Annotated in this window: 22 protein-coding genes; 16 read left to right on the forward strand and 6 right to left on the reverse strand. The window is 70.1% G+C overall.

The genetic code is table 11. The features are described from left to right. Positions 1-647: 647 nt before the first annotated feature. The 5 genes from mgtE to IPK81_19985 all read left to right on the forward strand — a co-directional run bounded on the left by mgtE (position 648) and on the right by IPK81_19985 (position 5,170). Positions 648-2,036 (forward strand): magnesium transporter, encoded by a 1,389-nt coding sequence (gene mgtE / locus IPK81_19965; protein ID QQS11798.1) that lies wholly within the window; start codon positions 648-650, stop codon positions 2,034-2,036. Positions 2,037-2,115: 79 nt separating this feature from the next. Continuing rightward, positions 2,116-2,604: a hypothetical protein gene (locus IPK81_19970; protein ID QQS11799.1), complete on the forward strand. Its 489-nt coding sequence runs from the start codon at positions 2,116-2,118 to the stop codon at positions 2,602-2,604. A 40-nt stretch (positions 2,605-2,644) separates the two neighbouring features. Further along, complete coding sequence (locus IPK81_19975; protein ID QQS11800.1) at positions 2,645-3,817, forward strand: isovaleryl-CoA dehydrogenase; 1,173 nt, start codon at positions 2,645-2,647, stop codon at positions 3,815-3,817. Between the two features lie 9 nt (positions 3,818-3,826). Beyond that, positions 3,827-4,519 carry a glutathione S-transferase N-terminal domain-containing protein gene (locus IPK81_19980; GenBank protein ID QQS11801.1) on the forward strand — a complete coding sequence of 231 codons (693 nt, stop codon included), beginning with the start codon at positions 3,827-3,829 and terminating at the stop codon, positions 4,517-4,519. 6 nt (positions 4,520-4,525) lie between these two features. Then, positions 4,526-5,170, forward strand: a complete 645-nt coding sequence (locus tag IPK81_19985) for a TetR/AcrR family transcriptional regulator (GenBank protein ID QQS11802.1) — start codon at positions 4,526-4,528, stop codon at positions 5,168-5,170. Between the two features lie 15 nt (positions 5,171-5,185). Here IPK81_19985 and nth read toward each other — a convergent pair whose 3' ends face one another. Further along, positions 5,186-5,824 carry an endonuclease III gene (nth, locus tag IPK81_19990; GenBank protein ID QQS15184.1) on the reverse strand — a complete coding sequence of 213 codons (639 nt, stop codon included), beginning with the start codon at positions 5,822-5,824 and terminating at the stop codon, positions 5,186-5,188. Between the two features lie 83 nt (positions 5,825-5,907). Here nth and IPK81_19995 point away from each other — a divergent pair, with 83 nt between their 5' ends. Next, positions 5,908-6,435 carry a DUF2244 domain-containing protein gene (locus IPK81_19995; GenBank protein QQS11803.1) on the forward strand — a complete coding sequence of 176 codons (528 nt, stop codon included), beginning with the start codon at positions 5,908-5,910 and terminating at the stop codon, positions 6,433-6,435. A gap of 111 nt (positions 6,436-6,546) precedes the next feature. Further along, positions 6,547-7,815 (forward strand): acyl-CoA dehydrogenase family protein, encoded by a 1,269-nt coding sequence (locus IPK81_20000; protein QQS11804.1) that lies wholly within the window; start codon positions 6,547-6,549, stop codon positions 7,813-7,815. Positions 7,816-7,872: 57 nt separating this feature from the next. Here the strand turns inward: IPK81_20000 and IPK81_20005 are convergent, their stop codons facing one another. The 3 genes from IPK81_20005 to IPK81_20015 all read right to left on the reverse strand — a co-directional run bounded on the left by IPK81_20005 (position 7,873) and on the right by IPK81_20015 (position 11,367). Continuing rightward, positions 7,873-8,625: a hypothetical protein gene (locus IPK81_20005; protein QQS11805.1), complete on the reverse strand. Its 753-nt coding sequence runs from the start codon at positions 8,623-8,625 to the stop codon at positions 7,873-7,875. Positions 8,626-8,951: 326 nt separating this feature from the next. Further along, complete coding sequence (locus tag IPK81_20010; protein ID QQS11806.1) at positions 8,952-9,581, reverse strand: histidine phosphatase family protein; 630 nt, start codon at positions 9,579-9,581, stop codon at positions 8,952-8,954. A 115-nt stretch (positions 9,582-9,696) separates the two neighbouring features. Continuing rightward, the gene (locus IPK81_20015; protein QQS15185.1) at positions 9,697-11,367 is read right to left on the reverse strand and encodes an iron ABC transporter permease; all 1,671 of its coding nucleotides are present in this window, start codon (positions 11,365-11,367) and stop codon (positions 9,697-9,699) included. Positions 11,368-12,039: 672 nt separating this feature from the next. On the opposite strand from IPK81_20015, the gene IPK81_20020 reads away from it, so the two are divergent. Next, entirely contained in the window at positions 12,040-14,952 is a 2,913-nt protein-coding gene (locus tag IPK81_20020) for a glycosyltransferase (GenBank protein QQS11807.1), read from the forward strand. 75 nt (positions 14,953-15,027) lie between these two features. After that, complete coding sequence (locus IPK81_20025; protein QQS11808.1) at positions 15,028-15,636, forward strand: ribose ABC transporter permease; 609 nt, start codon at positions 15,028-15,030, stop codon at positions 15,634-15,636. Here the strand turns inward: IPK81_20025 and IPK81_20030 are convergent. Further along, entirely contained in the window at positions 15,633-16,328 is a 696-nt protein-coding gene (locus IPK81_20030; GenBank protein QQS11809.1) for a DJ-1/PfpI family protein, read from the reverse strand. The genes IPK81_20025 and IPK81_20030 overlap by 4 nt on opposite strands. Before the next feature lie 109 nt (positions 16,329-16,437). Here IPK81_20030 and IPK81_20035 point away from each other — a divergent pair, with 109 nt between their 5' ends. From IPK81_20035 to IPK81_20065, 7 genes are all read left to right on the forward strand, one after another. Further along, entirely contained in the window at positions 16,438-17,415 is a 978-nt protein-coding gene (locus IPK81_20035) for a DJ-1/PfpI family protein (GenBank protein QQS11810.1), read from the forward strand. A gap of 246 nt (positions 17,416-17,661) precedes the next feature. Continuing rightward, on the forward strand, positions 17,662-19,242 hold the full coding sequence (locus tag IPK81_20040; GenBank protein QQS11811.1) for an ABC transporter substrate-binding protein: 1,581 nt from the start codon (positions 17,662-17,664) through the stop codon (positions 19,240-19,242). Between the two features lie 125 nt (positions 19,243-19,367). Beyond that, the gene (locus IPK81_20045; GenBank protein QQS11812.1) at positions 19,368-20,957 is read left to right on the forward strand and encodes an ABC transporter substrate-binding protein; all 1,590 of its coding nucleotides are present in this window, start codon (positions 19,368-19,370) and stop codon (positions 20,955-20,957) included. Positions 20,958-20,996: 39 nt separating this feature from the next. Continuing rightward, positions 20,997-21,938: an ABC transporter permease gene (locus tag IPK81_20050; protein QQS11813.1), complete on the forward strand. Its 942-nt coding sequence runs from the start codon at positions 20,997-20,999 to the stop codon at positions 21,936-21,938. Between the two features lie 125 nt (positions 21,939-22,063). Continuing rightward, positions 22,064-22,870: an ABC transporter permease gene (locus IPK81_20055; GenBank protein ID QQS15186.1), complete on the forward strand. Its 807-nt coding sequence runs from the start codon at positions 22,064-22,066 to the stop codon at positions 22,868-22,870. A 4-nt stretch (positions 22,871-22,874) separates the two neighbouring features. Then, positions 22,875-24,503, forward strand: a complete 1,629-nt coding sequence (locus IPK81_20060; protein ID QQS11814.1) for an ABC transporter ATP-binding protein — start codon at positions 22,875-22,877, stop codon at positions 24,501-24,503. Between the two features lie 40 nt (positions 24,504-24,543). Beyond that, a complete protein-coding gene (locus tag IPK81_20065) occupies positions 24,544-26,016 on the forward strand; it encodes a M81 family metallopeptidase (protein ID QQS11815.1) in 1,473 nt (490 codons plus the stop codon). Here IPK81_20065 and IPK81_20070 read toward each other — a convergent pair. Beyond that, on the reverse strand, positions 26,013-26,384 hold the full coding sequence (locus tag IPK81_20070; GenBank protein QQS11816.1) for a DUF805 domain-containing protein: 372 nt from the start codon (positions 26,382-26,384) through the stop codon (positions 26,013-26,015). The genes IPK81_20065 and IPK81_20070 overlap by 4 nt on opposite strands. Positions 26,385-26,471 lie beyond the last annotated feature (87 nt).

Here is a 26,471-nt window from a genome sequence, read left to right on the forward strand (position 1 = left end):
ATCATGACCCGACTGAGTCGAGCAATGGGGGTCAGGGATGCCATTAAAGGCGGCGATTTTCGCGCTGGCATTTTTTGCGATCGGGCCAGCGTTTGCCCAGACACCGACCGCCGCTCAGATGGTCGACCGTTGGCAGGAGGCAAATTCGAAGTGCCGTGGCGGACCCCCAGACGTAGAGGATACGTGGCGGGCGTGCGGCGCTCGAGAGGTCTGGGGTGAGCTGCTGAATAGAAGCGGTTGGTGCCACGGAAAGAAAGGAGAGGGTGGCGCTCAGATGAACTGGCACGTTTGCACGTCGACGTCGCTCAGATGAACGTGTCCGCGAGTCGCGGCGCTGCCGGTGACCATGGCTGGTAACGGCTGACCTACTATCCGTTGCGCCGCATTGCGCCGTTTTGGGGATGTTTTGGACCGGCGCGACTTGTGTGGAGCCGGATAGATGTTTTAGATCAACCGTCTGGGTGTTGCGTTGCCGGTTGAGGTGCTAGCGGGTAACACCGTGGAAGTTCGAGTCTTCTCGGCCGCGCCAATCCGGCTCCTGCCCGGACGGGACACGACAACGAAGGCCGCCTCGACGAGGCGGCCTTTGTGTTTGGCGGCTATACCGTAGGTCCGGGTCCGTCGCCCGGCGTCCCCGGGAGGGTCCAGTGAGCGAGTCCGACGCCGCCCCGCCATCCGAGCACGTCGTCGAGCCGCTCGATCCGGTCACGCCGGCATTCGTGCGCGGCATCCTCGACGATCTGGCGCGCGGGCGGGTCGACGAGATCCGGCGGATCGTCGCCGATCTCGGGCCAGCGGACGTCGCCTACGTGCTGGAGCAGGTGGCGCCGGACGAGCGCTCGCAACTCGTCGGTATCCTCAAGGATAGCTTCGACCCCGAGACCCTGGTCGAGCTCGACGACGAGGTCCGCGACGACGTCCTCGACAGCCTCGACGCCAAGGACATCGCCGCCGCCGCCCAGGAGCTCGACGCCGACGACGCCGCCGAGATCATCGAGGACCTGACAGAGCAGGAGCGGCGCGAGGTGCTGGCCGAGATGCCGGCCGCCGAGCGCGCCGTAATCGAGGAGACGCTGGCCTATCCCGAGGACAGCGCCGGCCGCCTGATGCAGCGCACGCTGGTCGCGGTGCCCGACACGTGGACGGTCGGCCAGGTGATTGACCATTGCCGCGAGGCGACCGACCTGCCGGACGACGTCTACGACCTGTTCGTCACCGATTCGGAACGCCGCCTGCGCGGCTCCGTCGCGCTCGGCCGGATGCTGCGCGCCAAACGGCCGGTGCCGATCGTCGAGATCATGGATCCCGATATCCCGTCGATTCCCGTGACCGCCGACCAGGAGGCGGTGGCGCACGTCTTCCGCGACCAGAACCTCGTGTCCTGCCCCGTGGTCGACGACGAGCGGCGCCTGCTGGGCGTGATCATGGTCGACGACGTGGTCGACGTGATCGACGAGGAGGCCGAGGCCGACATCGCCGCGATGGGCGGCGTCGCCACCATCGACATCCACGAGCCGGTGGCGCGCACCACGCGCTCGCGCTTCTGGTGGCTGTTCATCAACCTCGGCACCGCCTTCCTCGCCTCGGCGGTGATCGGCCAGTTCGAGGTCGAGCTGCAGAAGATCGTGGCGCTGGCCGTCCTGATGCCGATCGTCGCCTCGATGGGCGGCAACGCCGGCACCCAGACCGTCACCGTCGCGGTGCGGGCGCTGGCGACCGGCGAGCTGACGGCGACCAACGCGCTGCGCTTCGTGGTGAAGGAGATCTTCGTCGGCGGCGCCAACGGGATCATGTTCGCGGTCCTGGTCGGCGCGGTGACGTGGGTGTGGTTCCAGGACTGGCGCATCGCCGCCGTGATCGGCGCCGCCATGGTCCTGAACCTGGTCGCCGCCGGGCTGGCCGGCACGCTGATCCCGCTGGGCCTGCAGCGCGCGCGGATCGATCCCGCCGTGTCGTCGACCGTGTTCCTGACGACGGTGACCGACGTGATCGGCTTCCTCGCCTTCCTCGGGCTTGCGGCCCTGTTCCTGCTGTGATGGCGGCGGCGGAAAGACTCCGCGCCGGCGGCGGCGCGGGCTAGACGGCGGACATAGCCGTCCGACGCGGAGTGAAGCCATGACCCTCGCCCGATGCGCCCCTGTCGCGCGCCTCCCCATCGTCGCGCGCCGCTGGATCGTCGCGGCGCTGTCGCTGCTCGCCGTCGCGGCGGCCGCGGCGCCGGCCGCCGCGCAGCGGATGCCGTCGCCGACGCACCAGGAGGTGCTGATCAAGAACTCGCTGATCGGCTTCAACGACGCCGTCCAGAGCGGCAATTTCGACGTGTTCCACGCCCGGCTGGCGACGCCGTTCCGCCAGCAGTTCACGCCGGAGAAGCTGCGGCAGGCGTTCCGGTCGTTCTCCGACCAGGGGATCGACATCGCGCCGATCGCCGCCCAGGAGCCGGTCATGTCGGAGGATCCCGTGATCGACGGGCGCGGTGCGCTGTTGATCCGCGGCTACTTCGCGACCAAGCCCAGCCGCGTCTCCTTCAGCCTCGACTACCTGATGTCGGACGGCGCCTGGAAGCTCATCAGCATCAACGTCCGGGTGCGGCCGGACGAGTGAGCCGCGCCGTTCCCCCGTCCCGACCCGCCGGAGCGCCGAGATGATCCCGAATTCCCTGCCGCCGTTCGACTTCATGCTCGGCGAGACCGCCGACCAGATCCGCGAAACCGTGCGGCGGTTCACCGCCGACGAGGTCGCGCCGATCGCCGCCGAGATCGACAAGGACGACCGCTTCCCGCGCGAGCTGTGGCCGAAGATGGGCGAGCTCGGCCTGCTCGGCATCACCGTGGAGGAGGAGTACGGCGGCGCCGGGCTGGGCTATCTCGAGCAGGCGATCGCGGTCGAGGAGATCAGCCGCGGCTCGGGCTCGGTCGGGCTCAGCTACGGCGCGCACTCCAACCTCTGCGTCAACCAGCTGCGCCGCAACGGCAACGACGCGCAGAAGCGCAAATACCTGCCGAAGCTGATGTCGGGAGAGCACGTCGGCAGCCTGGCGATGAGCGAGTCCGGCGCCGGCTCGGACGTGGTGTCGATGAAGCTGCGGGCCGAGAGGAAGGGCGACCGCTACGTGCTGAACGGCACGAAGATGTGGATCACCAACAGTCCCGACGCGCAGGTGATCGTGGTCTACGCCAAGACCGATCCCGCCGCCGGCCACCGCGGCATCACCGCCTTCATCGTCGAGACCGGCTTCAAGGGTTTCAAGGTGGCGCAGAAGCTCGACAAGCTGGGCATGCGCGGCTCGTCGACGGGCGAGCTGGTGTTCGAGGATTGCGAGGTGCCGGAGGAGAACGTGCTCGGCGCCGTCGGCAAGGGCGTCAACGTGCTGATGAGCGGGCTGGACTACGAGCGCGCCGTGCTGGCGGCCGGGCCGCTGGGCATCATGCAGTCCTGCATGGACGTGGTGTTGCCCTACATCCACGAGCGCAAGCAGTTCGGCCAGCCGATCGGCACCTTCCAGCTGGTGCAGGGCAAGATCGCCGACATGTACACCACGATGAACGCCAGCCGCGCCTACGTCTACGCCGTCAACAAGGCGTGCGACGCCGGCAAGACGACGCGCAAGGACGCCGCCGGCGCCATCCTCTACGCGGCCGAGAAGGCGACGCAGATGACGCTCGACGCCATGCAGATCATGGGCGGCGTCGGCTACATGAACGACCTGCCCACGGGCCGCTTCCTGCGCGACGCCAAGCTCTACGAGATCGGCGCCGGCACCAGCGAGATCCGCCGCATGCTGATCGGCCGCGAGCTGTTCGAGGAGACGGCGTAGGCGCCGGCCATGGCACTCCAGCTCTACACGCTGCGCATCGAGGGCGGCCGCGAGCCGAGCCCGTTCGTGTGGCGCGCGCGCATGGCTCTGGCCCACAAGGGGCTCGATGTCGAGCGCGTGCCGATCGGCTACGGCGAGAAGCACAAGCTGGCGCCGTCGGGGCAGGGGCTCGTGCCGGTGCTGGTCGACGACGGGCGTTGGATCCACGACAGCTGGATGATCGCCCAGCATCTGGAGGATTTCTATCCCGACCGGCCGACCCTGTTCGGCGGCGCCAAGGGCCGGGCGATGACGCTGTTCGTCAACCGCTTCGCCGATGTCGAATTGCTGGGCGCGCTGCGTCTGCTGTTGTGGCCGGCGACGTGGGACCACATCCCCGCGGCCGACCAGCCCTACTTCCGCGCCGACCGGGAGAAGAAGGCGGGGATGACGCTGGAGGCGATGCGCGCCGATCCCGACGCGAAGATCGCCGCCTTCCGCCGCGCGCTGGAGCCGGTGCGCCAGACCGTGGCGCGGCAGCCCTATCTATGCGGCGATCGGCCGGGCTACGCCGATTACTGCGTGTTCGGCGCCTTCATGTGGGCGAAGACCGTCTCGCCGCTGCGGCTGATCGAGGCCGACGACCCGCTGCACCGCTGGCGCGCCGACCTGCTGGGCGCGTTCGACGGCATGGCGGCGCGCGATCCCGGCGTTCCGGCCTAGCCCGCGATGCCCAAGATACTCACCGACGCCGATATCGCCGCTTTCCGTGCGCGCCTGTGCGCCGTCGCCACCGACCAGTTCGCGCGCTACGGCTACGACGGCGTCACGATGCGGCGGCTGGCGGCGGACTTGGGATGCAGTCCGAAGACGCCGTACCGCTACTACAAGGACAAGGACGAGATCCTGGCGACGGTGCGGGCCGACGCGTTCCGCCGCTTCGCCGACGCGCTCGACGCCGAGGCGCGGCGGTACGTCGACCCGGCCGACCGGGCCCGCGCCGTTGGCGCCGCCTACCTCGCCTTCGCCTACGCCAACCCCGCCGCCTACAGGATCATGTTCGATCTGCACCGGCACGAGGACACGGCGCATCCCGAGCTGGCCTACGAGAGCGCCCGCGCGCGCGCCTTCATCACGCGGCAGGCCGAGGACATGAAGACGGCCGGCCTGATCGACGGCGATCCGCTGCTGGTCGGCCACGCCATGTGGGCCGCGATGCACGGCCTTGTCGTGCTGCGCCTAGCGGGCCTGCTCAAGACAGAAGGCGCGCTGAAGGGGCTGGAGACCGAGACGTTGCGCCTGATGACGCGTGGCGCGCGGGCCTCGCGCCAGGGTCCGCTGCCGGCGGTGGGGCGCCGCGCCGGCCGCCTTTGACGCCGCGTCCGGCGGTCACGCCGCCGTGTTCTTGCCCTTGAACTTGCATTGCTCGGCGACGACGCACGACGCGCAATCCGGCTTGCGCGCCTTGCAGACGTAGCGGCCGTGCAGGATCAGCCAGTGGTGGGCATGGCGCATGAACTCCGCCGGCACCCGCTTCAGCAGCTTGTCCTCGACCTCCCGCGGCGTCTTGCCCGGCGCCAGCCCGGTGCGGTTGCCGAGCCGGAACAGATGCGTGTCGACCGCGATGGTCGGCTCGCCGAAGGCGATGTTCAGCACCACGTTGGCCGTCTTGCGGCCGACGCCCGGCAGCGCCTCGAGCGCGGCGCGGTCATGCGGCACCTCGCCGCCATGCCGCTCCACGAGCATCTCCGATAGCCGGATGACGTTTTTCGCCTTGGCGCGGAACAGTCCGATCGTCTTGACGTGCTGGATCAGCTTGTCCTCGCCAAGCGCCACCATCTGCGCCGGCGTCTTCACCTTCTCGAACAGCGCTTTGGTCGCGCGGTTGACGCCGGTGTCGGTGGCCTGGGCGGACAGCACGACGGCGACCAGGAGCTGGTAGACGTTGCCATAGTCCAGCTCGCCCCTGGGCTCGGGATTGGCCGCGCGCAGCCGCGCGAAGAACTCGGCGATCTCCGGCGGCTTCATCAGCGGCATGGCAGGCGCTCCCCGGCGGCGTCCGCGACGCCGCGTCCGTGGCGGGCGCGGCGGGGGCCGGCTAAGGTGTAGCCATGTCGACCGCCTCCGCTCAAGCCGCCAGCGCTGCGCCGGCGGCGTTCCACGCCGTCCTGGTGCCGCACCGCAGCCTGTCGCGCGACGGCTTCCGCGCGCTGGTGGCCGTGCTGATCGGCGCCAATCTGATCCTCGGCGTGCCGATGTTCGCGCTCGGCGCCTGGCCGATCGTCGGCTTCATGGGCCTCGACGTCGCGCTGGTGGTCTGGCTGTTCCGGCTCAACTACCGCAGCGGCCGACTCACCGAGACGCTGACGCTGGCCGACGGCACGCTGGCGGTCGAGCGGATCGATCCCGAAGGCGAGGTCGAGCGCACGACGTTCGACGCCTACTGGCTGCGCGTCGAGATGGACGATCCGCCGGTGCACGAGAGCCGCCTGACGCTGGTGTCGCGCGGCCAGCGCCTGGTGATCGGCCGCTTCCTGACGCCGGACGAGCGGCTGGAGATCGCGGTGGCGCTGCGCGCCGCGCTGGCCCGCGCCCGCGACCACCGCTTCGACCATCCATGGGACCGCGGTGCCGTCTGACGCCGCTTCCGCGGGGCGGAGCGGGCCACCGCGCCGGCCGCATCTCGCCTTGAACCGGCATGGCGTCGGGGTGCTATAAGGTAAACGGTCGTTCATACCGGGAGCCGCGCCATGGATTTCGAGATCCCCGCCGACATCAAAGCCTATCTCGACGAGCTCGACGCGTTCATCGAGCGCGAGATCAAGCCGCTGGAGCGGGCCGACGACAACATCCGCTACTTCGACCACCGCCGCGAGCACGCGCGCACCAACTGGGACAACGACGGCCAGCCCCGGCACGAGTGGGAAGACCTGTTGATGGAGATGCGCCGGCGCGCCGACAAGGCCGGCCACCTGCGCTACGCGCTGCCCAAGGCGCTGGGCGGCAAGGACGGCAGCAACCTCGCCATGGCGATCATCCGCGAGCATCTCGCGCACAAGGGGCTGGGGCTGCACAACGACCTGCAGAACGAGAGCTCGATCGTCGGCAACTTCCCGGTCGCGCTGCTGCTGCACCATTTCGGCACGCAGGAGCAGAAGGACCGGTTCATCGAGCCGATGATGGCCGGCAAGGCGCGGGTCGGCTTCGGCCTGACCGAGCCGCTGCACGGCTCCGACGCCACCTTCATGGAGACCACGGCGGTCAAGCGCGGCGGCGACTGGGTCATCAACGGCATGAAGCGGTTCAACACCGGCATGCACAGCGCCACCCACGACCTGGTCTTCGCGCGCACCTCGGGCAAGGCCGGCGACGCCCGCGGCATCAGCTGCTTCCTGGTGCCGGTGAAGACGCCGGGATTCAAGGTCGAGTACATGTGGTGGACCTTCAACATGCCCAGCGACCACGCCGAGGTGTCGCTGCGCGACGTCGTGGTGCCGGCGTCGACGATGCTGGGCCAGGAAGGCCATGGCCTCGACGTCGCGCAGACCTTCGTGCACGAGAACCGCATCCGCCAGGCCGCCTCGTCGCTGGGCGCGGCCCAGTACTGCATCGACATGAGCGTCGCCTACGCCAACCAGCGCGTTGTCTTCGGCAAGAAGCTCTCGAGCAACCAGGCGATCCAGTTCCCGCTCGCCGAGCTGCACACCGAGGCGGAGATGGTGCGCGGGCTGGTGCGCAAGACCGCGTGGTACCTCGACCGCGAGCACCACATGGACGTCAGCCCGTGGGTCGCGATGGCCAACTACCGCGGCAACCGGCTGTGCTGCGACGCCGCCGACCGGGCGATGCAGGTGCATGGCGGCGTCGGGTACTCGCGGCACTACCCGTTCGAGCACATCTACCGCCACCACCGCCGCTACCGGATCACCGAGGGCTCGGAGGAGATCCAGATCCGCCGCGTCGCCGGGTCGATGTTCGGCTTCTGGGGCGCCCAGAAGAAGCCCAAGGCGGCGGAGTAGAAGGTCGGGTCCGCCGTTCTCCGGCGCGGCGTGGGAGGGGCGGCGGTGGCGTCGGGCCTACTTGCAGGTCTCGACCTTGGGCGGGGCGTCGAGGATGACGGCGACCTTGGTGATGTCGACGCAGCGGTCGCCGATCCACGCCCTGCCGTTCACGAACAGGCCGAAGCGCGCCATGGTCTCGGCCTGCGTCTTGGGGTCGGGCTCGGCCCGGGCGAGGATCCAGCCCAGCGTCCAGATGTTCGAGATCGCGAAATCGGCCGACGCCAGATCCTTGTCCTTCGACCACAGCGCGACGTTCTTCTTCGGCCCGTCGCCGGCGCCCTGGAGATCGCCCAGCCATTTCAGCGACGCGTCGAGCAGGGCCGCGGCGTCGCTCGGGTGACCCGGTCCGTACTTGGCGCGCTCCGCCTTCACCTCGGCGGCGCGCACGGCCAGCGGCTTGCCCGCGACGGCGCCCGGCGCGGCCGGCGCCGGGGCTGCCTTGCCCTTGTCCTTGGCGGCGGGCTGCGGCCTGGGCGCGCCGTCGCCGCAACCGTGCCAGCGGCACAGCGCGACGAAGGCGAAGTACTCCGTCAGCACGATCTCGGTGTTGCGGTTGTTGTGCAGGCGCCACGCGCGCGCCCAGTTCCAGCCCTGCCGCGTCTCGATGCCGAACGGCCGGGCGGCCAGCGGCGTGCCCTTTTCGAGTTCGGTCAGCACGGCCTGGGCGCCGGGCGGCCACTCCGGCGGGATCTGCGCCCGCGCCGCGCCCGCCATCGCCACGACGCCGGCCAGAGCCGCCGCGAACACGCCCGCCTTGACGCCACCCATGAAGCCGCTCCCCGTCCGTCGCACCGCGCATAGATGCGGGAGCGGCGGGCGTCTGTCCAGCGAGGCTTGCGGCGAGGGGCACCGGTTCTGTGCGACGGGGTCGACGTCCAGTTAGACCGGCCCGTGGGCGCCGAGTCCGGCCGTCGGATGGACCGGCAACCCCGCTTTGGAGCGGGTGTCGAGGTCCTCTTCCGGATGGCACGCGGTCCTCCCCGGACGGGCCCCGGCGCCTGTCGGCGCTGAAATGCGTCGAATGCCGGAAAACCGGACGAGGGATGCGTTTGCGGCGCGGTGCGTCGGCACGACGGTTGCCCGCCGGCCGCGCCTCATGGCGCGCGCGGCTTGTCCGGCGGCGGCACGCGGTTGCTGGGCATGAGCTGGTGCCACGAGTCGACGCGCATGCGCGCGATCAGCGTGTAGCCGCCCGCGCCGTCGGGCCGGAGGATCATCGCCTCGGCCTCGCGCAGGAACTCCTCGCCGAACATGCCGCTGGCGCCGCCGTGGCCGAGGATCACGTCGTTGAAGCCGTCCCGCGGCTTGGTCGCGAGCCGCCGGCGCAGCGCCGCCTTGTCGCCGCCGTCGCGCACGTCCTCGCTCGCGGTGGCGCGGCCGAACGCGATGGTCGCGGTGTCGACGCAGCGGCAGTACGGGCTCGAGATCACCTTGTCGATCCGCAGCGCCAGCCCGCGCATCGCCTCGCCGATCCGCGCCGCCTGCGCGCGGCCCAGCGCGTTGAGCATGCGCTGCGGCGCGCAGTCGGCGAAATCCGTGATCCCCGGCTCCATGTAGTCCGGCGTCGCGCCGTGGCGGAAGTACAGGATCAGGCCGCCGGCCTTGAGCATGTCGAGCAGCGCCGTGGCGTGCGGCGGATGCACCTTGGTGTTGAACACCGGATGCTCCTGCGCCGCCGCCGCGCCCGTCAGCAGGCAGAGCAGGGCCGCGAGAATGAAGCGCATCGATGGTCTCCTTGTCGCGGACCCGGCGCCCGGGGCGCGAAGCTACACGGCATCGCGCGCGGTGGCGCATGAATTCGCCGCGACTCGGGATCGCGCCGTCGAGTCCGTCGCCGCGCTACCGCGCGGGACGGCGCAGGGCGGCGCGGGTCAGCAGCAGGATGGGCAGCACGCCGACGGCGACGATGGTCAGCGCCGCCGTGCTCGCCTCGGCCAGCCGCTCGTCGCGTGCGAGGTTCCACGCCTGCACCGCCAGCGTGTCGAAATCGAACGGCCGCATCATCAGCGTCGCCGGCAGCTCCTTCATCGCGTCGACGAACACGATCAGCGCCGCGCTGGCGATGGCGCCGCGCAGCAGCGGCGCGTGCACGCGCGCCAGCGTCTCGCGCCGGCCGGCACCCAGCGTGCGCGCCGCGCCGTCGACGCCGGGGGTGACGCGCTCCAGCCCCGATTCGACCGCCTGCAGGCCGGGCGCGAGGAAGCGCACGGTGCAGGCGTAGACCACGCCGGCAACCGAGCCGGTCAGCAGCAGGCCGCTCGACAGCCCGGTGGTGGCCCGCAGCCAGGCGTCGAGCGCGTTGTCGAACGCCGCCAGCGGCACCAGGATGCCGACCGCGATCACCGCGCCGGGAATGGCGTAGCCCATGCCCGACAGCCACACGATCCACGCCACCGGACCGCGCCGCGCGCCGCGCGCCGCGTAGGCCAGCGCCAGCGCCAGCGCGACCACGGCCAGCGCCGTCAGCGCCGCTATCGTGACGCTGTTGAGCGTCAGGCGGACGTAGCGTGCGCCCCACTGCGCGTCGCCCGACATCAGCGCGAAGCGGATCAGGATCGCCACCGGCAGCGCGAAGCCGACCAGCACCGGCGCGGCGCACACCGACACCGCCGCCGCCGCGCGCCAGCCGCGCAGCGTGAAGGCCGGCGCCGGCCGCTCGCGCCGGGCGTTGGCGTGGAAGCGGCGCGAGGCGCGCGACAGCCGCTCCACCGCCAGCAGCGCCAGCGCGAACAGCAGCAATCCGGCGGCGAGCTGGGCGGCGGCGGCCTTATCGCCGAACGAGAACCACGCGCGGTAGATGCCGGTGGTGAAGGTCGGGACGTCGAGATAGGCGACGGCGCCGAAATCGGCCAGCGTCTCCATCAGCGCCAGCGCCACCCCGGCGGCGACCGCCGGCCGCGCCATCGGCAGGGCGATGCGGCGGAAGGCGGCGAACGGCGTCAGCCCCAGCGTGCGGCCGGCGTCGAAGGCGGCGACGGACTGCTCGAGGAAGGCCGCCCGCGCCATCAGGTAGACGTAGGGATAGAGCGCCACGGCGAACAGCACGATGGCGCCGGGCAGCGAACGCACCTCGGGGAACCAGTAGTCGCGCGGCCCCCAGCCGGTCAACGCCCGCAGCGCGCTCTGCGCCGGACCGGCGAACTGCAGGAAGTCGGTGTAGACGTAGGCCAGCACATAGGCCGGCACGGCGAAGGGCAGGCACAGCGCCCATTCGAAGATCCGGCGGCCGGGAAAGCGGCACATCGTCACGATCCAGGCGGTGACGATGCCGCCGAAGGCGGTGGCGGCGCCCACGCCGAGCAGCAGCGCCAGGGTGTTGAGGATGTAGCCGGGCAGGACCGTGCCGGCCATGCCGCGCCATTCCGTGCCGCTCGGCGCGAACAGATAGGCCAGCACGCCGACGATCGGCAGCGCCACCAGCGCGCCGGCGGCGGACACCGCCACGGCGAGCGCCGAGGGCCGCCGCCGCGGAGGCGAGACGGGCGCGGGCACGGGAATCGACGCGGTCATCGGCACCGGAAAGGAAGGTCGCGCCGGCGCGCCGGCGTCGCCTATTCATCACGCCCCGCGCCGCCACGCAACCGGGTGCGGGCGCCGGCGGCGCATTCGTCCCTCCGTCATCCGAGGGGGCGCCGCGACGCCGGGCGCGGCCACGGCGCGTCGTGGAGCGAGGCGTTCGCGAGGCCATGCGCGACGGTCCCTGGATCCCTCGCATCGCTCGGGACGACAGCGAGGTCGAGATCGCGGCGTGCGGGATGTCGGTGCGGATGAGGCGTGGCCTCGTGTCGGCCCGCGCCACGCGATCGACGCGGCGGCGCCCTATTCCTTGGGGTGGCGACACCGGAGCGCCCAACATTCGCCCCGATCCGAAACTTTTTCGCGGCCGGCGCGCGGGTCGTCTTGCCGTTGACATGAATGCGACGGTATAGACGCGGTACGCCGTATCGCCGTCGGGGGCCGACGTCGAGGAAACAGGCGCAGGGAAGAGCCTCGAGAGGTTCGCCGCACGTCGCTGTCGGCTCCGGTCGTCGGTCTCGTCGCCTCACCGCCCCTGTCGTCTGCCGCGTCGCGCGTGTCCGCGCGCCGCGTCCGGGAGGCGGGCGCATGATACCGATCGTCCACCCGCGGCACGCGTCTTGCGTCGACCCTACCGGTTCCATCGACGATCGTCCGCCGCCACACATGTCCGCCGACGCCTCCGATCACCCGATAGCCGAAGCCCCGCCCTCGCCGTGGCGTCCCGCCGCGCTGCTGACGATCGCGCTGACCATCGCCGCGACCTTCGCGGGCTGGAGCCTGTTCAGCCGCGAGATCGCGCCGCCGCCGATCGACGGCATGCTGCACGGCGTGACCTACGCGCCCTACGGCAAGGACCAGGACGCGATGGCGCTCGGACTGGCCAAGGAGCGATTGGCCCTGACCGGCGGCAGGGCCGAGGCCCGGCCGCCGCTACTCGAGGAGGTCACGGGCGAGTTGCGCGCGCTGTTCGGCGGCAAGGTCGACCGCACCGGCCGCGATCGCGAGTCGTACGAGCGGAACAAGCCGCGCGCCGAGCAGATCGAGCGCGACATGCGCGCGCTGGCCGGCCGCGTGCGCACGGTGCGCACCTACAGCAGCCTCGACGGGGTGGAGGACGTCGCCAAGATCGCGGACCAGTACGGACTGCGCGTCGTGGCCGGGGCGTGGATCTACGACCACGTCGGCGCGACGCCGGACCACCGCGAGAAGCTTGCGTATTTCAAGACCGAGACCGACCGCGAGATCGCTGCACTCATCCGGCTCGCCAACTCCAACCCGAACATCGAGCGGGTCATCATCGGCAACGAGACGATCCTGCGCGGCGAGATCTCGCCGGCGCGGCTGATCGAGTACATCCGCCACGTGAAAAAGAACGTGAAGGTGCCGGTGTCGACCGCGGAGCCGTGGCACCTCTGGCTCAAACATCCAGAGTTGGTGAAGGAGGTCGATTTCATCGCCGTCCACATCCTCCCGTACTGGGATAAGGACGCCGGCGTCGACGGGATCGCTTACCTAGGCAGGCGCATCGCCGACCTGAGGGCGCAGAATTCGACGAAGAACATCGTCGTCACCGAGGTCGGTTGGCCGTCGAACGGCGCGGCCCGCATCGGCGGCACCGGCGACACGCCGCGCGGCACGAAGGACGCCTCGCCGGCGCTGCAGGCGCGCTACATCCGCGAGGCGGTGGAGCTGCTGCGGCGCGAGAAGATCGACCATTTCGTGATCGAGGCGTTCGACCAGCCGTGGAAGTCGCGCGACCTCGAGGGTCTGGCGGGCGGCTACTGGGGTCTGTTCGACGCCGACCGGCAGCAGAAATTCCCGTGGACGCGGCCGGTCACGGTGTTCGCCGAATGGCCCGCGCTGGCGGCGTGGACCCTGGCGCTGGCCCTGCCGCTGGTGGCGCTGTTCCTGTGGCGCTGGCGCGGGTTGCGGCCGGCCGGCGAGCTGGTGTTCGCGGGGATCGCCGCCGCGTCCTGCGCCGGGATCGTCTACGCCGTCCATGTCGCGGCCGGCACCTACATGGTCTGGTACCAGATGGTCGGCTGGGCGCTGCTCGGCGCCTTCCTCGTGCTCAGCCTGGGGATGGTCCTCTTCCAGGCGCTCGAGCTGTCGGAGACGATCTTCACGCGCCGCTGGCGGCGCGAGATCACGCCGGCCATGGCGCGCGCCGCCGGCGCCGTCGACCGCCACTGGCCCAAGGTGTCGCTGCATCTGGCGATCTGCAACGAGCCGCCCGCCATGGTGCAGGAGACGCTCGATTCGCTGGCGGCGCTCGACTACCCGAACCTCGAGGTCATCGTCGTCGACAACAACACGCGCGATCCCGCCGTGTGGCGTCCGGTGGAGGAGCACTGCAAGCAGCTCGGCGAGCGCTTCCGCTTCTTCCATTTCGACGTGATGAAGGGCTTCAAGGCCGGCGCGCTGAACCACGTGCTCAAGGTGACGGCGCCCGACGCCGAGGTCATCGCCGTGATCGACAGCGACTACGTCGTGCGCAAGGACTGGCTGCGCTCGCTGGTGCCGCAGTTCGTCGATCCGAAGATCGGCTACGTTCAGGCGCCGCAGGACCACCGCGACTGGAAGGACGACCGGTTCAAGGAGATGCTCCAGTGGGAGTACGCCGGGTTCTTCGACATCGGCATGTGCCTGCGCAACGAGTACGACGCGATCATCCAGCACGGCACGATGACCTTGATCCGCCGCAAGCTGATGGACGATCTGGGCGGCTGGGCGATGTGGTGCATCTGCGAGGACAGCGAGCTGGGCCTGCGCATGATGGAGAAGGGCTACGGCGCCGCCTACAGCCGCGAGCGCTTCGGCCAGGGCCTCACGCCCGACAATTTCTCCGGCTACAAGAAGCAGCGCTTCCGCTGGGCCTACGGCGCCATGCAGATCCTCAAGGGCCACTGGCGCGAGATCCTCTCGAACAGGACCAGGCTGACGTTCTGGCAGAAATACCACTTCGTCACCGGCTGGCTGCCGTGGTTCGCCGACGCGCTCAACGTCGCCTTCACCGTGACCGGCATCGCCTGGGCGCTGGGTTTCCTGTTCGTGCCGCACCTCGTGCCGCTGCCGCCGGCGGTGTTCCTCGTGCCGACGCTGGCGCTGTTCGGCTACAAGCTCGCGCATTCCTTCGCGCTCTACGCCGCGCGCGTGGACTGCACCTTCCGCCAGAGCGTCGGCGCCTCGCTGGCCGGGTTGTCGCTGACCTACACGGTCGGCAAGGCGGTCATCTACGGGCTGCTGACCAGCAAGCTTCCGTTCATCCGCACGCCCAAGATGGATTCGCGCGCCACCATCGGCATGGCGCTGGCCATGGCGCGCGACGAGGCGGTCCTGACGGTGGCGCTGTGGGCCATGGCGCTGGCGGTGCCGCTGTCGAAGGTCGGCAGCGTCGATCCGACCGCCCGGCTGTGGAGCGCGCTGCTGGTCGTGCAGTCGCTGCCGTACGCCGCCGCGGTCTACGTGTCGCTGGTCAACGCGATGGAGCAGATCCGCCAGTCGCGGGCGCTGGTCGAGGCGCCGCCCCCGGCCTCCGCGTCGCCGACGGGCGCGATGGCGCAGGCCGGCGGCTGAGCCGGCCCCTTCCACCCACAATATTCGCCACCGGCGCTTTGTCTTCGCGCGCCCGGGCCGCTAGGGTCGCGGCGCATGACAGCTGATCCCGCGCCGCCCCGGCAGACGATCGCCGACCGCGCCGTCTTCCTGCGCCGCTGGCTCAGCAAGCCGTTCGGCGTCGGTAGCGTGACGCCGTCGGGCGCCGCGCTCGGCCGCGCCATGGCCGCCTCGACGCTCGATGGATTGCCGCCGGGAGGCGTGGTGGTGGAGCTCGGCGCCGGCACCGGCCCGATCACGCGGGCGCTGCTCGCCGCCGGGCTGCCGCCGGACCGGCTGGTGCCGGTCGAGCTCGATCCGGCGCTGCACGCGCATCTGGCCGTCGCGTTTCCGTCTTTGAAGGTGCTGCGGGGCGACGCCGCGCGGCTGGGTGAGCTGCTGCGCGCGCACGGCGTCGAGCGCGTCGGCGCGGTGGCGTCGAGCCTGCCGCTGCTGTCGCTGCCGCGCGAGATCGTGCCGCCGATCCTCGAGGGTGTGTTCGACGCGCTGCCGCCCGATGGCGTGCTGACGCAGTTCACCTACGGCCCGGCCTCGCCGATTCCCGCCGACGTCGCGGCCTCGCTGGGCATCACCGGAATCCGCGGCCGGCGCATCTGGTCCAACCTGCCGCCCGCCGTCGTCTGGCGCTTCCGCCGGCGGCGCTAGCCGGCGTTGAGCCGCGCGGCGGCCTCGGCGACGGCCTGGGCGCGCTCCGCCTGGCGGCCCTTCGCCATCTCGACGACCCGGCCGGTCAGCTCGGGACCCGCGCCCGCGGGCGAGCCGGCGCCGAACGGCGGATGGGGGTCGTACTCGATCGACAGCTGGATGGCGCGCGCGAGGTCGGGGCCGCCGATCTCGGCCGCGACCGTCAGGCCGAAATCGATGCCCGCCGTCACGCCGCCGCCGGTGATGACGTTGCCGTCGACCACGACGCGCGCGTGCGTGGGGATGGCGCCGAACGCCGCCAGCATGTCCATCGACATCCAGTGGGTCGCGGCCTTCCGGCCCTTCAGCAGGCCGGCGGCGCCCAGCACCAGCGAGCCGGTGCACACCGAGGTCACGTACTTCGCGCCGGCGGCCTGGCGGCGCAGGAAGGCCAGCGTGTCTGCGTCGTTGAGCAGCGGGTTCATGCCGGCGCCACCGGGCACGCAGACGAGGTCGAGCTGCGGGCAGGCGGCGTAGGTGGTCGACGGCAGGATTCGCATGCCGCCGCCGGCGACCACCGGGTCGAGCGTCTTCCACACCAGGTGCGTCACGGCGCCGGGAAGCTTGGTCAGCACCTCGTAGGGGCCGGTCATGTCCAGCTGGGTGATGTCGGGGAACAGCAGGAAGCCGACATGGAAGGGGGCGGGCGCCATCGTGGTCTCCATCGCGGGGCGGGAAGTCGACGGCGGCGAAACTAGCGCGTGACGGCCATGGCGGAAATGACAATATCCCGTCGAATCCCGCCATCGAGGAGCCCGGCCGATGCCGCCCGTCCCGCCAGCGCGCCGCGTCGCGTTCCTGATGTTCCCCGACTTCCAGCTCCTCGATGTCGCCGGGCCGCTGCAGACCCTGGCGACGGCGGCGCAGGTCGCCGGCCGCGCGGCGTACGAGATCCGCGCCGTGTCGATGGCCGGCGGTCCGGTGCGCAGTTCCAGCGGCGCGGTGATGATGACGGCGCCGGTGGCGTCGCTTTCGCGGCTGCGGATCGACACGCTGGTCGTGCCCGGCGGACCCGGCGTGCTCGCCGCCGCCGACGACCGCGACCTCGTGCGCTGGGTCGGGCGCCGCGCGCGGACGGCGCGGCGCGCCGGCTCGGTTTGCTCCGGCGCGTTCGTGATGGCGGCCACCGGGCTGCTCGACGGACGGCGCGTCGCCACCCACTGGTGGCGCTGCGACGCGCTGGCGGCGCGGTTCCCGCGCATCGTCGTCGAGCGCGACGCGATCCACGTGCGCGAGGGCAAGTACTTCACCTCGGCGGGCGTCACCGCCGGCATCGATCTGGCGCTGGCGCTGGTGGAGGAGGATCTCGGCCGCCGCGTGGCGATGGCCACCGCCCGCCACCTCGTGGTGTTCCTGCGCCGGCCCGGCGGCCAGTCGCAGTTCAGCGCCGAGCTCGACGCGCAATGCGCCGACGACGGCGGCTTCGACGACCTGCACCGCTGGATCTCGGAGAACCTGCGCCGCCGCCTCGACGTCGAGACCCTGGCGGCGCGGGCCGGGATGAGCGCGCGCCATTTCGCGCGGGTCTACCGCGCCCGCACCGGCGCCACGCCGGCGCGCGCCGTCGAGCGCTTCCGCCTCGAGGCCGCGCGCCGCGCGCTGGAGGCGGGCGACGACCGCCTCGACCTGGTCGCGCGCCGCGCCGGGCTGGGCGGCGCCGACCGTCTGCGCACGCTGTTCCGCCGCCATCTTGGCGTCGCGCCGCGGGCCTACCGCGAGCGCTTCGCGTCGAGGCGCTGATCGGCGCGCGCGGCGCCGGAGGCACGCGCGTTGCATGTGCCAAGGCGGTCGGGCGGTCCGGAGCCAGTGCGGAACCGCCCGGAAATCGGGCGTTCGCCCCGGACCGGCGGACGGGTCGCGACGCCGCCGGCCGGTTTTTGGGCCGTTGCCCGATTTTTAGCCTTCGGTCTTGAGAATGGCGCGTGTGCTGATAGGGTGGCGCGAACCAAGCAAGACCGGGAAACGCATACTGGAAGGGGGCTAGACATGACTGCTGTTTGGAAACGTTGGGTCGGGGCCGCGCTGGCGGCCGGCGCGGTCTCGGTGGCGGCGCCGGCGTGGGCGCAGACCTTCAAGGTCGTGATGCATTCGGATCTGAAGATCCTCGATCCGATCTGGACCACCGCCTACATCGTGCGCAACCACGGCTACATGGTCTGGGACACGCTGTTCGCGATGGACGAGAAGTTCGACGTCAAGCCGCAGATGGTCGACAAGTGGACCGTCTCGGACGACAAGCTGACCTACACCTTCACGCTGCGCGACGGACTCGAGTGGCACGACGGCAAGCCGGTCACCTCCGACGACTGCGTCGCCTCGATCAAGCGCTGGGGCGCCAAGGACTCGATGGGCCAGAAGCTCCTCGGCGTCGTCAAGGAGATGAAGGTCGTCGACGCCAAGACCTTCCAGATGGTCCTCAAGGAGCCCTACGGCCTCGTCCTGCAGTCGCTGGGCAAGCCGTCGTCGAACGTGCCGTTCATGATGCCGAAGGCGGTCGCCGAGACCGACCCCAACACGCAGATCAAGCCGACCGACGTGGTCGGCTCGGGCCCGTTCATCTTCAAGGGCGACGAGTGGAAGCCCGGCGAGAAGGTCGTCTACGTCAAGAACGCCAAGTACAAGCCGCGCGCCGAGCCCGCCTCGGGCCTGGCCGGTGGCAAGGTCGTCAAGGTCGACCGCGTCGAGTGGATCTGGATCGCCGACGTGCAGACCTCGATGAACGCGCTCGAGAACGGCGAGGTCGACATGATCGAGTCGCCGGGCCACGACCTGCTCCCGGTGCTGGCGAAGAACAAGGACATCAAGCTCTTCAACGCCAACCCGACCGGCAACCAGTTCACGTTCCGCTTCAACGTGCTGCACAAGCCGTTCGACAACCCGAAGATCCGCGCGGCGGCGGCGACGGCGATGAGCCAGGAGCCGTTCCTGCAGGCCGTGGTCGGCGACAAGCAGTGGTACAAGACCTGCAAGGCCATGTTCATCTGCGGCACGCCGCTGGAGTCCGGCGCCGGCATGGACGGCGTGCTCAACGGCGACAGCGCCAAGGCCGCGGCGATGCTCAAGGAGGCCGGCTACGACGGCACGCCCATCGTGCTGATGCAGTCGACCGACCTGCAGGTGCTGACCAACCTCGCGCCGGTCGCCAAGGCCCAGCTCGAGAAGGCCGGCTTCAAGGTCGACATGCAGTCGATGGACTGGCAGACGCTGGTCGCGCGCCGCGTCAAGAAGGAGCCGCTCAACGCCGGCGGCTGGAGCGCCTTCCTCACGTCGTGGGTGGCGGCCGACATCCTCAATCCGGTGATGGCCGGCTTCTTCAACTCGTCGTGCGACAAGGCGATGTTCGGCTGGCCGTGCGACGAGCAGATCGAGAAGCTGCGCGACGCCTTCGCCAAGGAGAGCGATCCGGCCAAGCAGAAGGCGATCGTCGAGGCGGTCCAGAAGCGCTGGGCCGAGTATCCGACCCACGTCAACCTCGGCCAGTGGTACTCGCCCTTCGCGCTGCGCAAGACCGTCGACGGCAACCTGGTGTCGCCGGTCCCGGTTTTCTGGAGCGTCACCAAGAAGTAGCGTCCCGCCGGGGCGGCCGACCGGCCGCCCCGGCGTCCACGATCCAGCGGCGGCACGCCTCTTGCTTCGACGGGATCGGAGCGGGATCGGCGCCGGCGTCGCGGGCAACAACGCGGGAGAGAGACATGTCGATCGTCGGTAGGACCCTCAAGGGCGTCGTCGCGGCGGGCGCGTTCGCGGCGCTGATGTCGGGCACGGCGCTGGCGCAGACGACGCTGCGCGTGGTGCAGCACGGCAACCTCACGATCCTCGATCCGATCTGGACGACGGCGTACGTGACCCGCAACCACGGATATCTGATCTACGACACGCTGTTCGCCGCCGACGGGGACTACGTCGTGAGGCCGCAGATGGTCGAAAAGCACGAGGTGAGCGCCGACAAGCTGACCTACACCTTCACGCTGCGCGACGGGCTCGAGTGGCACGACGGCGCGCCGGTCACCAGCGAGGACTGCGTCGCGTCGCTGAAGCGCTGGGCGGCCCGGGACGCCATGGGCCTGAAGCTGTGGGACTTCGTCAAGGAGCTGAAGCCGGTCGACGCGAAGACCTTCCAGCTGGTGCTCAAGGAGCCCTACGGGCTGGTGCTCGATTCACTGGGCAAGCCGTCGTCGCAGGTCCCCTTCATGATGCCGAAGCGGATCGCCGAGACGAGCCCGATGGAGCAGATCAAGGAGTATGTCGGCTCTGGTCCGTTCATCTACCAGACCAAGGACTCGAAGCCCGGCGAGAAACACGTCTACCTGAAGAATCCGAAGTACAAGCCGCGGGCCGAGCCGCCGTCGGGCCTCGCCGGCGGCAAGGTCGTCAAGGTCGACCGCGTCGAACTGGTCGAGATGCCGGACACGCAGACCCAGGCCAACGCCCTGATCGGCGCCGAGATCGATATCGTCGAGGCGCCGCCGCACGACCTGCTGCCGATCCTCAAGGCCGATAAGAACATCGCGCTCGAGGACTGGAACCCTCTGGGCCACCAGTTCATCATCCGCTTCAACCATGTGGTGAAGCCGTTCGACAATCCGAAGATCCGCCTGGCGGCGCTCTACGCCATCAACCAGGAGGACTACCTGAAGGCCACGGTCGGCGACCCGGCCTACTACAAGGTCTGCGGCGCGGTATTCATTTGCGGCACGCCGTTCGCGACCGGAAAGGGCGCCGAGACGCTGCTGCTGAAGTCGAACTTCGAGAAGTCGAAGGAGCTGCTCAAGGAGGCCGGCTACGACGGCACGCCGATCGTGCTGATGCAGTCGACCACGCTGCCGATCCTCACCAACACCGCCCCGGTCACGAAGCAGCTCCTCGAGAGGGGCGGCTTCAAGGTCGACATGCAATCGATGGACTGGCAGACGCTTGTCACGCGGCGCACCAAGAAGGACCCCGCCGACAAAGGCGGCTGGAACATCCTGCACACGTATTCGGTCTCCGCCGACGTGCTGAATCCGATCTCGACGTCGTACATGGTCGCGGCCGGCGACAAGGGCTGGTTCGGGTGGCCGGTCGATCCGGAGATGGAGAAGCTGCGCGACGCCTTCGCCAAGGAGACCGATCCGGCCAAGCAGAAGGAGCTCGCCGAGAAGGTCCAGTTGCGGGCGCTGGAGACGGCGCAGTATGGCTGGATCGGTCAGTGGTACGGCCCCGGCGCGCGCCGCTCGAACATCTCGGGATGGCTCAAGGCGCCGGTTCCGGTGTTCTGGAACATTGTGAAGACGGGCAAGTGACGGCGTCGGCCGCCGCTCCCGCCCGGAGAGCCTGAGTCCATGCTCCAGTTCATCGCGCGGCGGCTGCTCGCCACGGTCCCGGTCCTGCTGATCGTGGCGGTCTTCGTGTTCATGCTGCTGCGGCTCACGCCGGGCGATCCGGCGGCGGTGATCGCCGGCGACAACGCCACCGCCGACCAGGTGGCGGCGATCCGGACCAAGCTCGGCCTCGACGAGCCGATCTGGACGCAGTTCGCGATCTGGTCGGGCAAGGCCCTGTCGGGCGATTTCGGCGAGTCGTTCTTCTTCAAGAAGACCGTGGCCGAGCTGATCGCGCAGCGCATCGAGCCGACCGCCATGCTGGCGCTGTGCACGATCATCCTGGCCGTCTCGGTCGCGGTGCCGCTGGGCGTGCTGGCGGCGGCGCGGCAGGGCAGCTGGGTCGACCGCGTCACCATGGGCTTCTCGGTGATGGGCTTCTCGGTGCCGGTGTTCGTCATCGGCTACCTCTTGATCTACGTGTTCGCGATCCAGCTCGGCTGGCTGCCGGTGCAGGGCTACAAGCGCCTGTCGGAGGGCTTCTGGGAGTTCCTGCCGCGCATGGTGCTGCCCAGCGTGACCCTGTCCGTGATCTACATCGCGCTCATCTCCCGCATCACGCGCGCCAGCGTGATCGAGACGCTGGGCGAGGACTACATCCGCACCGCCCGCGCCAAGGGCCTGCCCGGCCACGTCGTGCTGATGCGCCACGCGCTGCGCAACGCCGCCGTGCCGATCATCACGGTGATCGGCATCGGCATCGCGCTGCTGATCGGCGGCGTGGTCGTGACCGAGAGCGTCTACAACATCCCCGGCGTGGGGCGGCTGACGGTCGACGCGGTGCTGGCGCGCGACTTCCCGGTCATCCAGGTCGTGATCCTGATGTTCAGCTTCGTCTACGTGCTGGTAAATCTGCTCATCGACATCGCCTACAGCTTCTTCGACCCGAGGATCCGCTATTGAGCGTCGCGCTTGAAAACGAGGTCGACGCCGCGTCGGCGCGCGCCGCCGCCGTCGCCCGGCCGAGCATCTGGACCCGGCTGCGCCGCAACACCAGCGTGGCGATCGGCGGCACCATCGTGCTGGTCATGGTGCTGATCGGCCTCGTGGCGCCCCTGCTCGGCACGATCGATCCGGCGCGCATCGACACCGGCACGCGCAACCGCAAGCCCGGCGTCGAGGTGACGGTCAAGAACGACGACGGCTCGACCACGACGCGCACGGCGTTGATGGGCACCGACAGCCTCGGCCGCGACATCTACAGCCGCGTCGTCTACGGCGCCCGGGTCTCGCTCGTGGTCGGTCTCACGGTCGCGGCGTTCAGCATCGTCATCGGCGTGTTCATCGGCCTGGTGTCCGGCTACATCCGCTGGCTCGACGGCATCGTGATGCGGATCATGGACGGGTTGATGGCGATCCCCGGGATCCTGCTGGCGATCGGGCTGGTGTCGCTGTTCCGCGCCGGGCTCGGCACGGTGATCTTCGCGATCGTGGTGCCGGAGATCCCGCGCGTCGTGCGGCTGGTGCGCTCGGTCGTACTGTCGGTGCGCGAGGAACCCTACGTCGAGGCGGCGATCTCCGTCGGCACGCCGCTGCACAAGATCCTGTGGCGCCACATCATGCCCAACACGATCGCGCCCGTGATCGTGCAGGGCACGTTCATCTGCGGCGCCGCGATCCTCGCCGAGGCGACGTTGTCGTTCCTCGGCATCGGCATCCCGACCGACACGCCGACCTGGGGCAACATCATGGCGGAGGGGCGCCAGTTCTTCCGCGTCCATCCGCACAACATCCTGTTCCCGGCGATCTTCCTGGCGATCACCGTGCTGGCCGTGAACATGCTGGGCGACGGTCTGCGCGACACGCTGGACCCCAAGATGAGCAAGCGGGTCTGAGCGCATGTCCGAAAGTCCGCGTCCGGTCCTCGAGGTCCGGAACCTCAGCATCGCGCTGCCCAAGGGCGGCGACCGACCGCACGCCGTCGAGAACGTGAGTTTCACGGTCGGCGCCGGCGAGATCGTCTGCCTGGTGGGCGAGTCCGGATCGGGCAAGTCGGTCATCGCGCAGGGCGTCATGGGCCTGCTGCCCAAGGCCCTGCCGGTGGCCGGCGGCGAGATCCTGCTGCAAGGCGAGGACATCGCGCAGGCGGACGAGGCGCGCCTGCGCGAGCTGCGCTGCGTGCGCATGTCGATGATCTTCCAGGAGCCGATGACCGCGCTGAACCCGGTCATGACCTGCGGCGACCAGATCGACGAGGTGCTGCGCACGCACACCGAGCTGCCGCCGGAGGAGCGCAAGCGCAGGATCATCGCGATCTTCGAGCGGGTGAGCATGCCGGACCCGCCGCGCATCTATGATTCCTACCCGCACCAGCTCTCCGGCGGGCAGCGCCAGCGCGTCATGATCGCGATGGCGCTGGTGCTGGAGCCGGTGCTGCTGATCGCCGACGAGCCGACCACCGCGCTCGACGTCACGACGCAGGCGCAGATCCTCGAGCTGATCAAGGACATCCAGAAGGAGAAGGGCACCGGCGTGCTCTTCATCACCCACGATTTCGGCGTCGTCTGCGAGATCGCGCACCGGGTGGCGGTGCTGCGGCTGGGCGAGCTGGTGGAGATGGGGCCGACCAGGGACATCCTTTCGGACCCGAAGCACGCCTATTCGCGGATGCTGATCTCGTCGGTGCCGAGCATGCACCCGGCCGAGCGTCCGCGGAAATCCGGCGCGCGGATCGTGCTGCAGACCGAGCGCCTGACCAAGGTCTACGGCGGCGGCGGCTTCTTCAAGAAGGCGCGCAGCGTGCGCGCCGCGGTCGACGTCGACATCTCGATCCGCCAGGGCGAGTCGCTGGGCATCGTCGGCGAGTCGGGGTCGGGCAAGTCGACGGTCGCGCGCTGCATCGCGCGGCTGATCGATCCGACCTCCGGCGGCGTGCGGCTGGGCGACGACGACGTGGCGTTGATGCCGCAGCGCCTGCTGCGCCGCCACCGCCGGCGCATCCAGATCGTGTTCCAGGATCCCTACCGTTCGCTCAACCCGCGCCGCACCGTGGGCGAGTCGATCGTCGAGGGACCGATGAATTTCGGCCTTTCGGGCGGCGACGCGCTGAAGCGCGCGCGCGACCTGATGGAGACGGTGCGGCTCGATCCCGATTCGCTCGACCGCTATCCCCACCAGTTCTCGGGCGGGCAGCGGCAGCGCATCTGCATCGCGCGCGCGCTGGCGATGGAGCCCGAGGTGCTGATCGCCGACGAGGCGGTGTCGGCGCTGGACGTGTCGGTGCAGGCGCAGGTGTTGAAGCTGCTGGACGAGATCCGCGAGCGCATGAACCTCGCCATGCTGTTCATCACCCACGACCTGCGCGTCGCCGCCCAGGTGTGCGACGAGGTCGCGGTCATGGAGCGCGGCGTCGTGGTCGAGTACGGGCCGGTCGCCGACGTGTTCCTGCGGCCCAGGCACGCCTACACGCAGGCCCTGCTGGCCGCGGCGCCCGGCCGCGACTGGGTGTTCGGCCGGTTCGATTCCTGAGCCGCGCCGGAAGGGACGCAGGCTTCAGGAGAATCGAACGATGTCCCGCAGGATATTCATCGCGACGCTGGGGACGGAGACCAACACGTTCTCCTCCCTGCCGACGGGCCTGCGCCTGTTCGAGGAGACCTGCCTGTTCCGCGGCGGGGACTACGGCGGCAAGCCGCCGACCTTCGGCATGCCGCTGGTGGTGTGGCGCCGCATGGCCGGCGAGCGCGGCTGGACGGTGGTCGAGAGCCTGTGCGCCTTCGCGCAGCCGGCCGGCCGCACGGTGCGCCGGGTCTACGAGGCCTTCCGCGACGAGATCCTGCGCGACCTGCGCGCCGCCATGCCGGTCGACGCCGTCCTGCTGTCGCTGCACGGCGCGATGGTGGCGGAGGGCTACGACGACGCGGAGGGCGACCTGCTGGCGCATGTCCGCGCCGTCGTCGGGCCGGACGTGCCGGTCGGCGTCGAGCTCGACCTGCACGCCAATGTCGGGCGGACCAAGCTGGAGAACGCCTCCGTCATCGTTCTGTTCAAGGAGTATCCGCACATCGATGTGGCGGAGCGGGCGGTCGAGGTGTTCGACATCGTCGCCGCCACGCTCGACGGGAAGGTCGCGCCGGTGATGGAGTGGTTCGACTGCCGCGTCGTCGGCGTGTTCCACACCACGCGGCCGCCGATGCGGGGCTTCGTCGACAAGTGCGCGTCGCTGGAGGGCAAGGACGGCGTGCTGTCGGTGTCGGTGATCCACGGATTCCCGTGGGCCGACGTCGCGGACATGGGCAGCAAGATCCTGGTCGTCACCGACGGCGACCGGCCCAAGGCTGCGCGCCTGGCGCGCGAACTGGGCCTCGAGTTCTACGGCATGCGCCACGAGACGCAGCCGGGCTACGCGACGCTCGACCAGGCGATGGCGCGCGCGTCGAGCCATAACCAGCCCAAGCCGCTGGTGCTGGCCGACGTGTCGGACAACGCCGGCGGCGGCGCGGCCAGCGATTCGACTTTCATCCTCAAGGCCATGCTCGACCGCGGCATCCGCGACGCGGCGATCGCGATGTTCTGGGATCCGATGGCGGTGCGGCTGGCGTTCGAGGTCGGCGAGGGCGCCGAGCTGGAGCTGCGCCTCGGCGGCAAGCTCGGCCCGATGTCGGGTCCGGCGCTCGATCTGCGCGCCCGCGTCACCGGGTTGAGGCGCGACGCCACGACGGCTGGATTCAGCGGCAGCTTCGTGCCGGTCGGCGACATGGCCGCGTTCGAGGTCGAGGGGATCGCGATCGTCTGCAACTCGCTGCGCGCGCAGTGCAAGAGCATCGACGCGTTCACCAATGTCGGCGTCGATCCGGCGTCGAAAAAAGTGGTCGTGGTGAAGTCGATGCAGCACTTCCACGCGGCCTACGCGCCGGTGGCGTCGGAAGTGCTCTACGTCGCGGTGCCGGGCGCCGTGGCGCCCGACTTCCTGAACATGCCCTACCGGGCGGCGTCGCGGGCGCAGTGGCCCTTCGTCGCCGACCCGCTCGGGGCCGGCTAGGCGCCGGCCAGCGGGTCGGGCCCGAACTGGTTCGGACCCTTGGTGCCCTCGAGGAAGCCGCACTCGATCAGGTACCAGAGGCCGCCGATCACCGGCACCAGCGCGATCAGCACCCAGATGCCCGGCTTGCCGCGGTCGTGGAACCGCTTGATGCCCAGCACGATCGAGGGCCACAGCGAGGCGATGTAGATCAGCAGCGAGAGCAGCCCGATGATCGTCGAGAGGATGCCGCCGATGAGGTAGCCGATCGCGACGTTGATGATCACCAGCGCGATGTTGATCGCGAACAGCACGAGGATGCCCTTCCAGAAACGGCCGCGGTTGATGCGTCCCTCGTAGCTGATGAGCAGAGTCTTCAGATCGTCCATGGTACTGGCTCCCCCGGGCCTACCGCGGTCCCCGGGGGCGGGGGGCGTGCCCGATCCGGCCACCGTGGCGCCGAGACCACGCCCCAG

The organism is Rhodospirillales bacterium, assembly GCA_016699855.1.
In the GTDB taxonomy this organism is placed as follows: domain Bacteria; phylum Pseudomonadota; class Alphaproteobacteria; order Reyranellales; family Reyranellaceae.

Bases quoted from the DNA above. Each gene is read 5' to 3' on its own strand.
- IPK81_19970 (QQS11799.1), top strand. From the start codon at position 2,116: ATGACCCTCGCCCGATGCGCCCCTGTCGCGCGCCTCCCCATCGTCGCG.
- IPK81_19975 (QQS11800.1), top strand. From the start codon at position 2,645: ATGATCCCGAATTCCCTGCCGCCGTTCGACTTCATGCTCGGCGAGACC.
- IPK81_19980 (QQS11801.1), top strand. From the start codon at position 3,827: ATGGCACTCCAGCTCTACACGCTGCGCATCGAGGGCGGCCGCGAGCCG.
- IPK81_19985 (QQS11802.1), top strand. From the start codon at position 4,526: ATGCCCAAGATACTCACCGACGCCGATATCGCCGCTTTCCGTGCGCGC.
- nth (QQS15184.1), bottom strand. From the start codon at position 5,824: ATGAAGCCGCCGGAGATCGCCGAGTTCTTCGCGCGGCTGCGCGCGGCC.
- IPK81_19995 (QQS11803.1), top strand. From the start codon at position 5,908: ATGTCGACCGCCTCCGCTCAAGCCGCCAGCGCTGCGCCGGCGGCGTTC.
- IPK81_20000 (QQS11804.1), top strand. From the start codon at position 6,547: ATGGATTTCGAGATCCCCGCCGACATCAAAGCCTATCTCGACGAGCTC.
- IPK81_20005 (QQS11805.1), bottom strand. From the start codon at position 8,625: ATGGGTGGCGTCAAGGCGGGCGTGTTCGCGGCGGCTCTGGCCGGCGTC.
- IPK81_20010 (QQS11806.1), bottom strand. From the start codon at position 9,581: ATGCGCTTCATTCTCGCGGCCCTGCTCTGCCTGCTGACGGGCGCGGCG.
- IPK81_20015 (QQS15185.1), bottom strand. From the start codon at position 11,367: ATGACCGCGTCGATTCCCGTGCCCGCGCCCGTCTCGCCTCCGCGGCGG.
- IPK81_20020 (QQS11807.1), top strand. From the start codon at position 12,040: ATGTCCGCCGACGCCTCCGATCACCCGATAGCCGAAGCCCCGCCCTCG.
- IPK81_20025 (QQS11808.1), top strand. From the start codon at position 15,028: ATGACAGCTGATCCCGCGCCGCCCCGGCAGACGATCGCCGACCGCGCC.
- IPK81_20030 (QQS11809.1), bottom strand. From the start codon at position 16,328: ATGGCGCCCGCCCCCTTCCATGTCGGCTTCCTGCTGTTCCCCGACATC.
- IPK81_20035 (QQS11810.1), top strand. From the start codon at position 16,438: ATGCCGCCCGTCCCGCCAGCGCGCCGCGTCGCGTTCCTGATGTTCCCC.
- IPK81_20040 (QQS11811.1), top strand. From the start codon at position 17,662: ATGACTGCTGTTTGGAAACGTTGGGTCGGGGCCGCGCTGGCGGCCGGC.
- IPK81_20045 (QQS11812.1), top strand. From the start codon at position 19,368: ATGTCGATCGTCGGTAGGACCCTCAAGGGCGTCGTCGCGGCGGGCGCG.
- IPK81_20050 (QQS11813.1), top strand. From the start codon at position 20,997: ATGCTCCAGTTCATCGCGCGGCGGCTGCTCGCCACGGTCCCGGTCCTG.
- IPK81_20055 (QQS15186.1), top strand. From the start codon at position 22,064: ATGGTGCTGATCGGCCTCGTGGCGCCCCTGCTCGGCACGATCGATCCG.
- IPK81_20060 (QQS11814.1), top strand. From the start codon at position 22,875: ATGTCCGAAAGTCCGCGTCCGGTCCTCGAGGTCCGGAACCTCAGCATC.
- IPK81_20065 (QQS11815.1), top strand. From the start codon at position 24,544: ATGTCCCGCAGGATATTCATCGCGACGCTGGGGACGGAGACCAACACG.
- IPK81_20070 (QQS11816.1), bottom strand. From the start codon at position 26,384: ATGGACGATCTGAAGACTCTGCTCATCAGCTACGAGGGACGCATCAAC.